This window comes from Blautia sp. BCRC 81119 (assembly GCF_003184505.1).
GTDB lineage: Bacteria > Bacillota > Clostridia > Lachnospirales > Lachnospiraceae > Blautia_A > Blautia_A fusiformis.
The window spans coordinates 59692-76013 of the sequence record NZ_QJHD01000017.1; the positions used below are offsets into that span (position 1 = coordinate 59692).

At 47.2% G+C, this 16322-nt stretch carries 12 protein-coding genes; 7 read left to right on the plus strand and 5 right to left on the minus strand.

Annotation, left to right across the window (positions count from 1 at the left end; all coding sequences use genetic code 11):
* Positions 1-58 precede the first annotated feature (58 nt).
* From DMI82_RS11190 to DMI82_RS11200, 3 genes are all read right to left on the minus strand, one after another.
* Complete coding sequence (locus tag DMI82_RS11190; protein ID WP_059086789.1) at positions 59-1105, minus strand: transglutaminase domain-containing protein; 1047 nt, start codon at positions 1103-1105, stop codon at positions 59-61.
* Between the two features lie 147 nt (positions 1106-1252).
* Positions 1253-3139: an ABC transporter ATP-binding protein gene (locus DMI82_RS11195; RefSeq protein ID WP_110103341.1), complete on the minus strand. Its 1887-nt coding sequence runs from the start codon at positions 3137-3139 to the stop codon at positions 1253-1255.
* 11 nt (positions 3140-3150) lie between these two features.
* Positions 3151-4902 (minus strand): ABC transporter ATP-binding protein, encoded by a 1752-nt coding sequence (locus DMI82_RS11200; RefSeq protein WP_059086791.1) that lies wholly within the window; start codon positions 4900-4902, stop codon positions 3151-3153.
* Between the two features lie 262 nt (positions 4903-5164).
* On the opposite strand from DMI82_RS11200, the gene DMI82_RS11205 reads away from it, so the two are divergent.
* Positions 5165-5554 carry a metal-dependent transcriptional regulator gene (locus DMI82_RS11205; RefSeq protein WP_015526009.1) on the plus strand — a complete coding sequence of 130 codons (390 nt, stop codon included), beginning with the start codon at positions 5165-5167 and terminating at the stop codon, positions 5552-5554.
* A 54-nt stretch (positions 5555-5608) separates the two neighbouring features.
* Here the strand turns inward: DMI82_RS11205 and DMI82_RS11210 are convergent, their stop codons facing one another.
* Together DMI82_RS11210 and DMI82_RS11215 are read right to left on the minus strand one after the other, a co-directional pair.
* Positions 5609-6553 (minus strand): DMT family transporter, encoded by a 945-nt coding sequence (locus DMI82_RS11210; RefSeq protein ID WP_059086991.1) that lies wholly within the window; start codon positions 6551-6553, stop codon positions 5609-5611.
* A 139-nt stretch (positions 6554-6692) separates the two neighbouring features.
* Entirely contained in the window at positions 6693-7925 is a 1233-nt protein-coding gene (locus DMI82_RS11215; protein WP_110103316.1) for an argininosuccinate synthase, read from the minus strand.
* A 528-nt stretch (positions 7926-8453) separates the two neighbouring features.
* Here DMI82_RS11215 and argC point away from each other — a divergent pair.
* The 6 genes from argC (at position 8454) to DMI82_RS11250 (ending at position 16274) form a co-directional block, all read left to right on the plus strand.
* Positions 8454-9494, plus strand: coding sequence for an N-acetyl-gamma-glutamyl-phosphate reductase (gene argC / locus DMI82_RS11225; protein WP_110103318.1), 1041 nt, complete (start codon positions 8454-8456; stop codon positions 9492-9494).
* Between the two features lie 101 nt (positions 9495-9595).
* Positions 9596-10819: a bifunctional glutamate N-acetyltransferase/amino-acid acetyltransferase ArgJ gene (argJ, locus tag DMI82_RS11230; RefSeq protein WP_022426392.1), complete on the plus strand. Its 1224-nt coding sequence runs from the start codon at positions 9596-9598 to the stop codon at positions 10817-10819.
* Between the two features lie 621 nt (positions 10820-11440).
* Complete coding sequence (gene argB, locus DMI82_RS11235) at positions 11441-12337, plus strand: acetylglutamate kinase (RefSeq protein WP_110103319.1); 897 nt, start codon at positions 11441-11443, stop codon at positions 12335-12337.
* Positions 12324-13514 (plus strand): aspartate aminotransferase family protein, encoded by a 1191-nt coding sequence (locus DMI82_RS11240; RefSeq protein ID WP_110103320.1) that lies wholly within the window; start codon positions 12324-12326, stop codon positions 13512-13514. The genes argB and DMI82_RS11240 overlap by 14 nt, the downstream gene beginning before the upstream one ends.
* A gap of 300 nt (positions 13515-13814) precedes the next feature.
* Entirely contained in the window at positions 13815-15254 is a 1440-nt protein-coding gene (locus tag DMI82_RS11245) for a sodium:proton antiporter (protein ID WP_110103321.1), read from the plus strand.
* A 15-nt stretch (positions 15255-15269) separates the two neighbouring features.
* Positions 15270-16274 (plus strand): cytidylate kinase-like family protein, encoded by a 1005-nt coding sequence (locus tag DMI82_RS11250; protein WP_022426396.1) that lies wholly within the window; start codon positions 15270-15272, stop codon positions 16272-16274.
* Positions 16275-16322: the final 48 nt, after the last annotated feature.

The window sequence follows — 16322 nt, forward strand, 5'->3', positions numbered from 1 at the left end:
TTTAACTGAATCAAGCTGTCATCTACATTGAATCAGAATAACCGCCTGATAAATGACCCTACAGTTTCTCCCCTTCATTCACTTCCTCAATAAACACCTTCCCTTCCGCCTGCTGTTCCACAAAATGAAATCGAAGTACAGCCTGAGGCCAGTTGAGTGTGATGATGGCTTTTTTGTCCCGTGTCTTTCCTGCGGCCTGGATCTGATCTACAAGGTCTGCGAGGACTTCACGGGTGAGATATCCGCCTCGCCAGTGGAAGGTGAATTCGCGGCCTTTTTTTGCGGCCTGGAGGGCACGTTTGTATACGTCTTCCAATTTGGTGAAGGATAGCTTTTTCTCACGGTAATAAAAGTGGTTTCCATCCGGGCAGGGAGGTGCCGGAGCGATCAGTGGTTCATGGTCACGGAAGATGTTTTTGTCATCCAGATTAAAATAATCGTAACGGATACTGGTTAAGCCGTCTTCGTTTTTGCCCAGAGTATTATCGAAGGTGGCATCCAGATGATAGTACTGTCCGTTGATCCGGACGATGTTCCAGGTATGACGGTATTTGATCCCTTTTTCCGGATTGTTCCCGCAGATGGCGATAATACACCATACACCAAGGGCATCACAGAGGACCTTTACGGATTTGGCGATTCCCTCGCAGACACCGACACCATGGCCCAGAGGCCCGATGATCTCGTGGGAATATGGCTTTTTCAGTTTGTCGTAGCGGATATTTTCGCAGATGAAGTCATGGACATATTTTTCCTTATCCCACTCGGAAAACTTCATGGCGGTGCGCACAAGCTTGTCTACGCGGGCTCCCAGGGCTTTCTGATGCTCCCGGATTTTATTTTTGTCGAAGATATATTCAGGAATCAGTATCAGATTTGGCGAGTCCTTGTAATAACGGTATTTAAACCCCACAGCCCAGAAAATCTCCGGGTGATCCAGACGAAGCTGGAAAAATACATCATAGAGCCAGTTTCCATCGGTGGTTGGTACCTGCGGGATCAGGAACTCGTCGGAAAGCTCCATAAGCCCGTGAAGCATTGCACGGTACACGTTTTGTTTATCTTTCGACATTTTGCCGTAGTAATATTCTTCAGTTTGTTTCATATATAAAAATACGGAGACTCCTTTCCGGAAAAATAGATTTCAATCAAAGATTATAGCATAAAAAAACATGCAGGACTATCAGAAAAGATACACCCTGCATGTTTTTGGTATTGAATATTTTAGATCGAAAATAACTGTGAGCCTGGATCAGCCGTTATACAGCTGATAATACCGGCCCTTCTGTGCAAGCAGCTCCTCGTGGGAACCACGCTCGATGATGTGTCCCTGCTCCAGGACCATGATGCAGTCACTGTTGCGTACTGTGGAAAGTCTGTGGGCGATCACAAAGGTCGTCCTGCCTTCCATCAGCTTATCCATACCATCCTGTACAAGCTTTTCGGTACGGGTATCAATGGAGCTGGTGGCCTCGTCCAGGATCAGGACGGGCGGGTCTGCAACGGCTGCACGGGCAATGGAGAGAAGCTGTCGCTGGCTCTGACTTAAGTTTGCACCGTTTCCGCGGAGAAGGGTATTATAACCCTGCGGAAGCCTGCGGATGAAACCGTCGGCGTTGGCAAGCTTTGCTGCTGCGATAACCTCCTCATCTGTGGCATCCAGCTTTCCGTAGCGGATATTTTCCATAACGGTTGCTGTGAACAGGTTGGTATCCTGAAGAACGATGCCCATGGAGCGTCTGAGATCATCTTTTTTGATCTTGGTGATGTTGATGCCGTCATAACGGATCTTACCCTTCTGAATGTCGTAAAAACGGTTCAGAAGATTGGTAATGGTGGTTTTTCCGGCGCCGGTGGAGCCTACAAAAGCGATCTTCTGGCCTGGCTGTGCATACATGTTGATGTCATGGAGAACGATCTTGTTGGAATTATAACCAAAGTCTACATCCTCCAGGACCATATCACCCTTCAGCTCGATATAATCAGTGGTACCCTCAGCTTTGTGGAAATGCTTCCATGCCCAGCGGCCGGTACGTTTGTCGGATTCGGTAAGAACACCGTTTTCCTCTTTTGCATTGACGAGAGTAACGTAGCCTTCATCCACTTCCGGTTTTTCATCCAGAAGATCAAAGATACGTTTTGCACCTGCAAGAGCCATAACAATACTGTTGAACTGCTGGCTGACCTGGTTGATAGGCATGTTGAAGCTCTTATTGAAGGTCAGGAAGCTGGCAAGCCCGCCAAGTGTGAAGCTGCCGATGCCGTTGATAGCAAGGATACCGCCCGCCATGGCGCAGATCACATAGCTGACATTTCCAAGCTGTGCGACCACAGGCATCAGGATGTTGGCAAAACGGTTTGCATTGTCTGCGCTGGTGAAAAGCTGGTCGTTCAGTTCATCGAATTTCCGGATGCTTTCGTCCTCATGGCAGAAGACCTTGACAACCTTCTGACCCTCCATCATCTCTTCGATATAACCATTGACAATACCAAGGTTGGTCTGCTGCTCCAGGAAATATTTTCCGCTTAAGCCCGCAAGCTTCCGGCTGGCAGTCATCATAATGGCAACCATAAGCAAGGTAACTACAGTAAACGGAACATTCAGGATCAGCATACTTACAAGAACACTGACGATGGTGATCACACTGGAAAGCAGCTGCGGAAAGCTCTGGCTGATCATCTGGCGCAGGGTATCAATGTCGTTGGTGTAGATGGACATGATATCGCCGTGTGCGTGAGTGTCAAAATATTTGATGGGAAGCGTTTCCATCGTTGCAAACATATCGTTTCGGAGGTTACGTAAGGTTCCCTGGGAAACATTGATCATGATACGGTTATAAGTATAGGTGGCAATAACACCAATGGCGTAAAAGCATGCCACACGTGCGATGGCTGCAGCCAGAGGCCCGAAATCCGGTGTATCTGCTGAGAGAAGCGGTGTGATATACTGGTCGATCAGGGTTTTCATGAACATGGTTCCCTGTACATTGGCAAGAACACTGACAAAAATGCAGATCACCACGATCACGATATGGATACTGTAGTTTTTAAAGATATAACGGGCAAGGCGTCCCAGAAGCTTTCCCGGCTGCTCCGGTGTTCCCATACCCCTTGGGCCAGGACCGCCCGGGCCTTTCATGTTCTGTTTTTTCAAGCCGGCTCACCTCCCTCGTCAAAATCACCGGCGCCGCCGGTTTGTGAATGAAATACTTCCTGATAAATGGCGTTGGTCTTAAGAAGCTCCTCGTGGGTACCAAAACCGTTGATCTCACCGTTATCCATAACGATGATCCGGTCCGCGTTCTGGATGCTGGAAACACGCTGTGCGATGATCAGCTTGGTGGTATCCGGGATCTCCTCAGCAAAAGCGCGGCGGATCCTTGCATCTGTGGCAGTATCTACTGCACTGGTGGAGTCATCCAGGATCAGTATCTTCGGCTTCTTCAGAAGAGCGCGGGCAATACAGAGACGCTGCTTCTGGCCTCCGGAAACATTGGAGCCGCCCTGTTCAATGAAGGTATTGTATTTGTCTGGCATTTTTTCGATGAAATCATCGGCACAGGCAAGCTGGCATGCGCGGCGGCATTCCTCCTCAGTGGCATTTTTGTCACCCCATCGGAGGTTTTCCAGAATGGTTCCTGAGAAGAGTACATTCTTCTGAAGAACAACGGAAACCTGATTTCTGAGAGATTCCAGATGGTATTTACGGACATCGATGCCTCCTACGGAAACAGAACCATCCGTTACGTCATAAAGACGGCTGATCAGGTTGACAAGGCTGGATTTTGCACTTCCGGTACCGCCGATGATCCCTATGGTCTCGCCGGAGCGGATCGAGAGATTGATATCCTTCAGAACGGGTTCCTGACTGTCTTTCTTATAGCTGAAATTTACATGATCGAAGACGATACTTCCGTCTGGGACATCTGTTACCGGATCCTCCGGATCTGTGATGTCAGCAGTATCATTGATGACTTCCGTAACACGCTCTGCGCTGGCAATACTCATTGTCACCATAACAAAAACCATGGAAAGCATCATAAGGCTCATGAGAATGTTCATGCAGTAGGTGAGAAGGCTCATAAGCTCACCGGTAGTAAGGGAGCTGCCTACGATCATTTTGGCGCCGAGCCAGCTGATCCCCAGGATACAGGCATAAACGGTAAACTGCATCAGGGGCATGTTCATGACAACGATCTTCTCAGCACTTAAGAACATTTCGTATACTTTGTTGCAGGCTTTCTGGAATTTGCTGATCTCGTAGTCTTCGCGGACATAGGCCTTGACAACGCGTACAGCGCCGATGTTTTCCTGGACACTTGCGTTCAGGTCGTCGTATTTACGGAATACGGCCTGGAAGTATACAGTGGCCTTCTGCATGATAAAGATCAGACAGCCTCCCAGGAAGATAACAGCGACAAGGTAGATGCTTGCAAGCTTTGCGTTGATAAGAAATGCCATGACCATGGCACAGATCAGACTGGCCGGTGCACGGGTACACATACGAAGGATCATCTGATAGGCGTTCTGCAGGTTGGTCACATCTGTGGTAAGACGGGTGATCAGGCCGGCAGTGCTGTATTTGTCGATGTTGGAAAAAGAAAAGGTCTGGATGTTGGTGTACATGGCTTTTCGGAGGTTTCTGGCAAAGCCTGTGGAGGCCAGTGCTCCGTATTTTCCTCCCATGACGCCGGACCAGAGTCCGCACAGGGCAAGAGCTACCATAACTGCACCCATCCGATAGATATGGCCGATATTTCCGGCTTCCACACCCTTATCAATGATGGAAGCCATGGCCAGGGGGATCAGAGTCTCAAAGAGAACTTCCAGGATCATGAAAAAAGGCGTGAGAAACGATGCCTTTTTAAACTCCCTGACCTGGGCCAGAAGGGTTTTGAGCATAAAAAATCTCCTTTCTTTACTGTTCAAAAGACAGCACTACTGGAAAGGATTCCGGGCTGCTATAGAACAGATATATTGTTCAGCTACTATTATCGGGGAAATTATTTTTAATGTCAAGATAAACATGTGCGAAATGCTTGACACAACATCCTTTAAGCGGTATATTAAAAGTTAATATTCGCCTGTAGAACAGGGAAAGAATGGGCTTCAGGTCCCTTTAGAGGGTCTATATAGAGTTAAATTTTTGCAGGGAGGATTTTATATGGAGATCAGACAGTCAGCGGAGGATTATCTTGAATCAATTCTGGTTTTATCCAAAAAAGGAGGAGGAGTTCGTTCCATTGATATTGCGACCAGACTTGGTGTTTCCAAGCCAAGCGTCAGTCACGCAATGAAGCTTCTTCGTGAGGATGGTTATATTGCCATGGACCGTTACGGTACCGTGACACTTCTGGAGAAGGGGGCGGAGATCGCCAATCAGATTTATGAGCGTCACATTGTTCTTGCCAGGATGCTGGAGGGACTTGGGGTTCCGGCAGAGATCGCAATGGAGGATGCCTGCAAGATGGAGCACGACATCAGTCAGGAGAGCTTTGAGAAGATCAAGGCACATTATAATAACTTCATTAAGAAAGAAGAAGCAGCAGAATAAGAAACATGCAGACAGGCAGCCGGAAGGTAAAATACCAAACCGGCTGCCTGTTTTTTATTTATTATCTTTTTCTTTTTCTGGCAGCTGGGCCAGGATGATGGCTGCAAACATGATGACACATCCAAGAAGCTCTTTTATGGAAAGCTTTTGATCCAGGAGCACCCAGCCTGCAAGCACGGAGATGCAGGATTCAAGAGAAAGGATCAGAGAAGCAACGGTGGGATTCACATTTTTCTGGCCTACGACCTGCAGGGTGTAGGCAACACCGCAGGACATCACACCGGCATACAGGATCGGCAGCCAGGCAGTGAGAATGGAAGAAATCTGCGGATGTTCCAGAATAAGTGCCGGGATCATGGACAGGATCCCGCAGACAAGAAACTGGATACAGGAAAGCTTTACACCGTCTGCCTTCGGGGAAAAATAGTCAATCACCAGAATGTGCAGGGAAAAGAGAAAAGCACATACCAGCACCAGAATATCTCCGAGGCCAATGGAAAATCCGTCTGTGATGCAGAGAAGATAAAGTCCGACCAGTGCCATGACAACGGCTGCCCATATAAAGGGACTGCATTTCTTTTTCAGGAAAATTCCAATGATCGGGACGATGACAATGTAACAGGCGGTGATGAAGCCGGCTTTTCCTACTGTTGTGTACTGGATGCCAAACTGCTGGAAGTTGCTGGCAGCAAAAAGAGCAAATCCGCAGGCAATGCCGCCCAGCCACAGGTCACGGCTGTTATATGGCGTGGGGGATACAGCTTTTTCTGAAGGTGTTGATGAGGATTCCGGTATTGCGGAGTCTGTGGCAGCAGAGGATTTATTTCCGGAACGGTTCAGGATAAAGAGCACCGGAACCAGGACAGCGGCGCCGATCAGGGAACGGACGCCGTTGAAGGTGAAGGGGCCGACATATTCCATGCCCACACTCTGGGCAACAAAGGCGATTCCCCAGATCGTTGCGGCCAGAAGCAGGCAGAGAGAATTTTTCAGAGGCATTTTCTGTGAGTTCATGATAAAAAATCCTTTCGTTTATTAGGTATTATGTGATCAAAGCAGTATATAACAAAAGACCCCGGGGAACTTATATAGCTTCCCGGGGCATTTTTATGATCTGTCGGAACAATGTTCAACAAAATTAGTTCTGATTCTGGTTATTCTTAACTTCTGCAAGCTTCATGGCACGAACCTTCAGCGGCAGACCGAACAGAGTGATGAATCCGTCTGCATCATGATGATCATACATATCACCGGTTGTGAAGGAAGCAAGAGACTCATTGTAAAGGCTGTACGGAGAGGTTGTACCATTCTTGATGATGTTTCCTTTGTAAAGCTTGAATTTAACCTCACCGGTAACATATTTCTGAGTGGACTCAACAAATGCCTGGATAGCCTCACGGAGAGGTGTGTACCATTTTCCTTCGTAAACAACCTGTGCAAACTGGCTGCCAAGCTTTTTCTTGGCTTCCATTGTCTCACGGTCAAGGATCAGCTCCTCAAGCTGGTCATGTGCTGCCATCAGGATCGTTCCGCCAGGAGTTTCATAAACGCCACGGGATTTCATACCAACAACACGGTTCTCAACAATGTCAACGATACCGATGCCGTTCTCACCGCCAAGCTTGTTCAGCTCTGTGATGATCTCGGAAACCTTCATTGCTTTTCCGTTGAGTGTTTTCGGAACACCCTGCTCGAATGTCATGGTGATCTCAGTTTCTTTATCCGGAGCCTTCTCAGGTGTTACACTTAATACAAGCATGTCATCATAGTTCGGAGCCTGGGATGGATCCTCAAGCTCAAGTCCCTCATGGCTGATGTGCCAGAGGTTTCTGTCACGGCTGTAGCTGTGGTTTGCATCAAATGGAAGAGTGATGCCATGAGCCTTACAGAACTCGATCTCATCTTCACGGGACTGCATGGTCCACAGATCTGTCATACGCCATGGAGCAATGATCTTGATGTCCGGAGCGAGAGCCTTGATGCCAAGCTCGAAACGGATCTGGTCATTTCCTTTACCGGTAGCACCATGGCAGATAGCAACGGCACCCTCTTTACGTGCGATCTCAACCAGCTTCTTGGCAATGACCGGACGAGCCATGGAAGTTCCGAGAAGATAGGAATGCTCGTATACAGCACCAGCCTCTACACACGGCATGATGAAATCATCGCAGAACTCATCGACGATATCCTCGATATATAATTTGGAAGCACCGGACATTTTTGCTCTCTCTTCAAGACCGTCCAGCTCGTTTCCCTGTCCGCAGTTTACACAGCAGCAGACAACGTCATAATCAAAGGTTTCTTTCAGCCACGGGATCAGGGCTGTGGTATCAAGACCACCGGAATACGCTAAAACAACTTTTTCTTTCATAATATATGTCCTCCTGGGATTTTTTTGATTTTGTATCGCTCCGGACATTTCCGGGACGGTGAATTTTTTTACGTTATCTGGAAAAAAATTATGCTGTTTTATAACTTTACCAGAGTGAATAAATATTCATGTACAACAAAACAAAATTTTCGGCTGTCCTGTCGACATGGCTTAATATACACCAGATTTTATAAATATGCAAGAGATAATTTGAAAAATATGAAAAAAATTTTGCATAAAAATACATCTAAAAGTAGGCGATATTATAAGAAAATACAGGAAAAACAGAAAAGACCGTGAAAAATCAAAGAAAATGACTATTGCATAATATGCAGAGAAGATGTATAATCTATCCATTGATAAGATGGACATATGAGCTGGCAGTACAGACAGGTTTAAGATGTCCGTCTGACCTGTGCAGAAGGTTCAGATATCAGAAGACATAAAAAAGAGGCATAAATAAGAATAGCAAGCGCTTCTGCAGGGTGTATTAAGCCGTAGGAAAATGGCAGAGGAGGAATGTGAAAGATGATTAAAGCAGGAATTATCGGTGCGACAGGATACGCAGGAAATGAGATCGTAAGACTTCTTCTTGGACACAAGGACGTTGAGATCAAATGGTTCGGCTCCCGAAGCTACATAGATCAGCAGTATGCAGATATTTATCAGAACTTTTTCAGGCTGGTGGATGCCAAATGTATGGATGACAACATGGCTGCACTTGCAGATGAGGTGGATGTGATCTTTACCGCAACACCACAGGGCCTTTGTGCATCCCTTATTAATGAAGAAATCCTTTCCAAATGTAAGGTGATCGACTTAAGCGCAGATTTCCGTATTAAAGATGTAAAAAAATATGAGAAGTGGTATGGGATCGAGCACAAGGCTCCGCAGTTTATCGAGGAAGCTGTTTATGGTCTCTGCGAGATCAACCGTGAGGATATTAAAAAGGCAAGGCTGATCGCCAACCCGGGATGCTATCCGACATGCTCCACACTGTCTATTTATCCGCTGTTAAAGGAAGGCCTCATTGATCCGAATACCATTATCATTGATGCCAAGTCCGGAACCTCCGGAGCAGGAAGAGGAGCCAAGGTTCCGAATCTCTACTGTGAGGTAAACGAGAGCATCAAAGCTTACGGTGTTGCCACACACAGACATACACCGGAGATCGAGGATCAGCTTGGATATGCATGCGGACAGGAAGTGATGATCAACTTTACCCCGCATCTTGTTCCGATGAACCGTGGAATCCTGGTAACAGCATATGCCTCCCTGACCAAGGATGTTACCTACGAGGAAGTAAAAGCAGCCTATGACAAATATTATAAAGACGAGTTCTTTGTACGTGTCCTGAACAAGGATGTATGCCCGCAGACAAGAAATGTAGAAGGCAGCAATTTTGTGGACGTGAACTTCAAGATCGATCCGAGAACAAAGAGAGTCATCATGATGGGCGCTATCGACAACCTGGTAAAGGGTGCAGCAGGACAGGCTGTTCAGAACATGAACCTGATGTTTGGATTTGACGAGAACGAAGGACTGAAACAGATTCCGATGTGTCCGTAAAACAGGCAGATCACAAATAAAATATGGGAGATGCCGAAGGACTTTAAACGAATGAACGGCGATATTCGATCTGGCATCACCATTGAGAGGAGATATATAATATGAAGATCATCGACGGCGGCGTTACAGCCGCAAAAGGTTTTAAGGCAGCGTCAACTGCAGCAGAGATCAAATATAAAGGCCGTACCGATATGGCCATGGTATTCAGTGAGGTTCCCTGTGTGGCTGCAGGAACCTTCACGACCAATGTGGTAAAAGCAGCTCCTGTAAGATGGGATCAGGACATTGTATATAATCACCCGGGTGCAAGAGCTGTGATCTGCAACAGCGGAATCGCCAACGCATGTACCGGTGAGGAAGGATTCGGCTATTGCAGGGAAACAGCTAAGGCAGCATCCGAAAGCCTTGGGATCCCGGAAGACAGCGTACTGGTAGCATCCACAGGTGTCATTGGAATGCAGCTTCCGATCGACCGTATCGCAAACGGAGTAAAAGCCATGGCACCGAAGCTTGCGGGAAGCCGCGAGGCAGGCCTTGAGGCAGCAAAAGCCATCATGACAACAGATACCGAGAAGAAAGAGGCAGCGGTAGAAATCGAGATCGGTGGAAAAACCGTAACGGTAGGCGGTATGTGCAAGGGCTCCGGAATGATCCACCCCAATATGTGCACGATGCTTGGATTTATCACCAGTGATGTGGATATCTCCAAGGAGCTTCTTCAGGAAGCACTCAGCGAGGATATCAAGGACACCTACAACATGGTATCCGTTGACGGAGATACCTCCACAAACGATACCGTCCTCCTCCTTGCAAACGGACAGGCCGGCAATCCGAAGATCACAGAGAAAAACGCAGATTATGAAGAGTTCAAAAAAGCTCTTAATTACGTAAACACAACCCTTGCCAAAAAGATCGCAGGTGACGGAGAAGGCGCAACTGCACTCTTCGAGGTCAAGGTCATCGGCGCAGCCACCAAGGCAGAAGCCGTAACCTTAAGTAAATCCGTAGTAACCTCTTCCTTAACAAAGGCAGCCATTTACGGCCACGACGCAAACTGGGGAAGAATCCTCTGCGCCCTCGGCTACTCCGGCGTCCAGTTCGATCCGGAAAAGGTAGATCTCTACTTTGAGAGCAAAGCAGGAAAGATCAAGATCATTGAAAATGGAGTTTCTACAGGCTACAGCGAAGAGGAAGCAACTAAGATCCTCTCAGAAGAGGCAGTGACAGCCATCGCGGATATGAAGATGGGAGATGCATCCGCAACTGCGTGGGGATGCGACCTCACCTATGATTACATAAAGATCAATGCGGATTATCGTTCTTGATGTAAGAGCTTTGTAGAATGTTTTTTGTGTTGGATTTTGGTTGCGATTTTGTTTCAGTTTGTAAGCTGAGAAAACCCTTAGGGGGAGCGAGCTCAAAGTTGCGAAGCCCGCACGCTCCCCCTAAGAACCCCCTCCGTTGGGCACGCTTGGCTGTGGCATGTAGAACTTCAGTCGACGAAGACTGAGTGACGAACGTGAGAACCCGCAGTGCGGGAGCCCGGAAGTTGAGGCGTGTTGAACTTCAGTCGATGAAAACTGAGTGACGAACGTGAGGAACCTCAGAGCGGGAGCCCGGAAGTTATGTCGGGTTAAACGTCAGTCGCCGAAGGCAGACTGACGAGCTATTCGCCTTCGGCGAAAGCGCGTCGGAGGCTGTTGCCTACAGCAGCCTGTCCGCAGCAAGCGCTTTGCCCGCAACGCGGGCAACAGCCCGTTTCCCGTGGCCGGAGGGGAGGAGCGCGAGGAGGGGAAACGGCCTTCGGAACTCCGAGTGCCTCCCCTCCTCGCAAATCCCACAGCTGTTAGCTGAGACAAAATTATAATAAAAAAGAAATCCCTCCAACATACAACAACAAAACCTTTTTCAATCCATATCATTTTTCAAAAAAAGGAGACACCCACATGGTAAATCAGAAATATCTTGACAAAGCAGAGGTTCTCATAGAAGCCCTGCCATACATCCAGCGGTTCAACCGCAAGATCGTAGTCATCAAATACGGCGGAAGCGCCATGCTTGATGAAGAATTAAAGCGTAACGTCATCAAGGACGCAGTCCTTCTGAAATTAGTCGGTTTCAAACCGATCATTGTTCACGGCGGCGGCAAGGAAATCAGCCGCTGGGTCGGTAAAGTCGGCATGGAGCCGCATTTTGTAAACGGTCTCCGTGTAACGGACAAAGACACTATGGAGATCGCAGAGATGGTTCTTGCAAAAGTAAACAAAGAGCTTGTTACTCTGGTAGAATCTCTCGGCGTACAGGCTGTAGGTGTCAGCGGTAAGGACGGCGGTCTTCTCCAGTGCAAAAAGAAGCTTTCCAAAGGCGAAGACATCGGCTACGTAGGTGAGGTTACAAAGGTTAATCCGAAGATCCTCCAGGACCTTCTGGAAAGAGATTTCCTTCCGATCGTATTCCCGATCGGCTTTGATGAAAATTTTGATTCCTACAATATCAATGCGGACGATGCAGCCTGCGCCATTGCAGAGGCAGTTGAGGCAGAGAAGCTTGCCTTCCTGTCCGATATTGAGGGCGTTTACAGGGATGCAGATGATCCCTCCACTCTGATCTCCGAGCTTCGTGTAGATGAGGCTGAGAATCTGATCTCAGATGGTACTGTGGGCGGCGGTATGATCCCGAAGCTGAAAAACTGTATCGACGCTATCGAGCATGGTGTAAACAGAGTCCATATCCTGGATGGAAGGATCCCGCACAGCTTATTGCTTGAGATCTTTACAAACAAAGGTATTGGTACTGCAATTTTAAAAGATGATGGGGAGAAATATTACAATGAGCATGAATGAACAGATGGAAGAATCTGAAGCCAGTATTCTTCATACATATAACCGTTTTCCGGTAGTTTTTGAAAAAGGCGATGGCTGTTACCTCTATGATTCCGAAGGAAAGGAATATCTGGATTTTGCGGCAGGTATCGCAGTAAATGCCCTGGGCTATCATTATCCGGGCTATGACGAAGCACTGAAATCCCAGATCGACAAGCTGATGCATATTTCCAACCTGTACTACAATGAGCCGATCATTGAGGCAGGTGCCAAACTTGTACAGGCAAGCCATATGGAAAAGGCTTTCTTCACAAACAGTGGTACAGAGGCCATTGAGGGTGCTCTGAAGGCTGCCAAGAAATATGCCTACGAAAGAGATGGCCATGCAGACCATGAGATCATTGCCATGAACCATTCCTTCCACGGCCGCAGCATCGGCGCTCTTTCCGTGACAGGCAATGCACATTACAGAGAGCCCTTTGAGCCTCTGATGGGTGGGGTGAAATTTGCGGATTTCAATGATCTTGAGAGTGTAAAGGCTCAGATCACAGATAAGACCTGTGCCATCATCACCGAGACCGTACAGGGAGAAGGAGGTATTTATCCGGCTACAAAAGAGTTCCTGGAAGGCTTACGTAAGCTTTGTGATGAGAAGGATATCATCCTGATCCTGGACGAGATCCAGTGCGGTATGGGACGTACCGGACATTATTTTGCATGGCAGGCATATGGAGTACAGCCGGATATCATGACCTGTGCCAAAGCACTTGGCTGTGGTGTTCCGGTAGGTGCTTTTGTGCTGAACAAAAAAGCAGCTGCAGCCTCCCTGAAGCCAGGCGACCACGGAACCACTTACGGTGGAAATCCCTTCGTATGTGCAGCAGTCAGCAAGGTATTTGACATTTTTGAAAAAGATCAGATCCTTTCCCATGTGCAGGGACTTACTCCGTATTTTGAGGAGAAGCTGGACGAACTGGTTGCAAAGCATGACTGTGCAGAAACAAGAAGAGGCAAAGGTTTCATGCAGGGTATCGTGATCAAGGGGCGTCCGGTAGGAGACGTGGTGAAAAAAGCTCTTGCAAATGGCCTTCTGGTGATCTCAGCAGGAAGTGATGTTCTCCGCCTTGTTCCTCCTCTTGTGATCACAAAAGAGGATATCGACAAGATGGCAGAGATCCTTGACGAGTGTATGGAATAATAAAAAAATAACAGATACAAAAGCAGCAGTATTTTCCGGAAAGGGTAGTGTGCCGATGGAGAATACGGCTGCTTTTTTGTCAGAGAGAAAATGTATATAAATTATATAACAGATATAGAAAACAGTATCCGAAAATCTGGTCGTGTGTTTGAAAACAAACAAAAACTGCTATGATACACCGACAAAATGCACAAAAAAGAGAGCGGGTTCGAGTATAAATTGCACATCTACACAGTTGATTTTAGAACGCCATATGTTATAATTTCACTGGTAAAAAAATTTATGTGAGGGGTGAGAATTTTGAAAAAATTATTAACCGTCATGTGTACTTTTCTGACAGTATTTCTGGCATGTCCTGTGGGTGTATGGGCAGCCGGAAACGGTGGGACAGGATCTGGTGTGCCGTTGTGGCTTTGTATCCCTTTTGCGGGCCTTCTTCTGTGTGTTGCAGTGATGCCGCTGGTAAAGGGTGAGTGGTGGGAGTCACATCAGCCCGTTGTGGTTGCATTCTGGATCATTCTTATGATCCTTCCGTTTGCAGTTGTTTACGGTGCCGGAAAAACTGCGGAAACAGTACTTGAGTGCGTGATCAATGACTATCTTACATTTATCATCCTGTTATTCGGACTGTTCTGTGTATCCGGTAACATTACAGTTGAGGGTGATTTTGCGGGTTCACCAAGAGTAAATGTAGGACTTCTTGCACTGGGGACCCTGCTTTCCAGCTGTATCGGAACTACCGGAGCCAGCATGCTGATGGTCCGTCCGGTGATCAAAATGAATTCCTGGAGAAAGAGAAAGGGTCATATCATGATCTTTTTCATCTTTATGGTATCCAACATGGGTGGCTGCCTGACACCGATCGGTGATCCGCCGCTTCTGATGGGCTTCATGCGAGGAGTTCCGTTCTTCTGGAGCCTGCATCTTTTTCCGGTACTGATCTTTAATATGGTGATTCTTCTGTTTGTGTTCTATCATCTGGATATGCGCTCTTACAAGAAGGATATCGCAGAGGGACGTAAACCGGATATCAGCAAACCGGGTACCGAGTTTAAGATCGAGGGTCTTCATAATATCATCTTCCTTGTGATGATCGTTGTGGGTGTTATCTTAAGCGGAATGCTTCCAGGTATGCCTGTATTCCAGGATGCAGCCGGAAATGTAAAGGGGATTCATATTTTCGGTGAGGTTACTTTAAGCTTCCCGTCGATCATTGAGATCGTCCTGATCCTGGCAGCTGCATTTCTGTCCTTTAAAACAACGGATAAAAGGATCCGTGTGCGGAACCATTTTACCTGGGGTGCGATCAAGGAGGTTGCAGTACTTTTCATCGGTATTTTTATTACCATGCAGCCGGCCCTGATGCTTCTGAAAGCAGTAGGACCGAATCTCGGTATCACCGAGCCATACCAGATGTTCTGGGCGACCGGAGCTTTGTCCAGCTTCCTGGATAATACGCCGACCTATCTGGTATTTCTGACAACAGCAGGAACTCTTGGATTTACAAACGGAATCGCAACAACGCTGGGAACGGTTCCTGTAAAGCTGCTTTCTGCGATTTCCTGCGGTGCTGTATTTATGGGCGCCAATACATATATCGGCAATGCTCCGAACTTTATGGTCAAGACACTTTCTGACGAAAATGGTATCAACATGCCGTCCTTCTTCGGATATATGGCATGGTCCATTTGTTTCCTGGTACCGGTGTTCATCATCGATATGCTGGTATTCTTTTTATAAGGGAGGAGGATCAATATGCAGGATAATAACATTCGAGAGAAATGCAGAGAACTTGCCACCAGGCTTTATGAACTGGATGGCGAGGTTTATGAAAGCGTAGGATCTTCCCTTGGACGTACCTTCACCGGTGACAGAGAAGGCACTATCCGGAACTTAAGTGCTCTGATGTATACCAAACCGGACGGACATCTTCTTCGAAGCGAGATGGCACTGATCAGCAACATGGCCAGGACCATCAAGGATAAAGAAGAAAAAAGCCGTCTCATGAAGAAATATGATGAGATCTTTCAGGAGATCCTGACGCTGCCAGAGACTTTTGTTGCTACGGATATCATGGATAAGGAACGTGTGGCACTGAATCATATGATCAAGCGGAGGGAAAAAATCTCTGAGAATGACCATCTGGTCATCTGCATCAGCCGTACACAGGGAAGTGCCGGTAATGATATCGGTTTCGGACTGGCAGACAAGCTTCGGATCAACTATTATGATGTGGAGATCTTTGATCAGGTATTAAGGCGTCTTGAGGCGGAAAAGGGCGCGGTCAACGATGCGGAATATTTTGCGGATTTCAATAAATATGAGAAGAAGCATAAATTTGATCCCAAGGGCTGGTTCCGGGAATTCAACCGTTACCATGGTCTTCCGAAACAGGATGCGGTATTCTTTAACATGAGTGACCTGATCTGCGATCTGGCCTCAAAAGAGGACTGCATCATTATGGGAAGGTGTGCGGATGCGATCCTCAAGAACAATCACATTCCGCATATCAGTCTGTTTATCACAGCTCCTTTTGCTATCCGTGTGCAGCATGTTATGGATGTAAGGAAGATGAATATGAAGCAGGCAGTCCGTTTCCTGAAGAAGATGGACAGCCAGCACAGACGGTATTACAATTTTTACGGCGGAGCTCAGTGGGGCAAGCCGGATAACTACGATCTTTGTATCAACAGTGCAAGCTACGGAATCAATGAAACGGAGAATCTGATCCTGAAGCTTTTGAATGATCAGATCCACTAAGAGATAAAAATATGAGCAGCACGGAAGAAAGAAAAAGTTCCGGAAGGG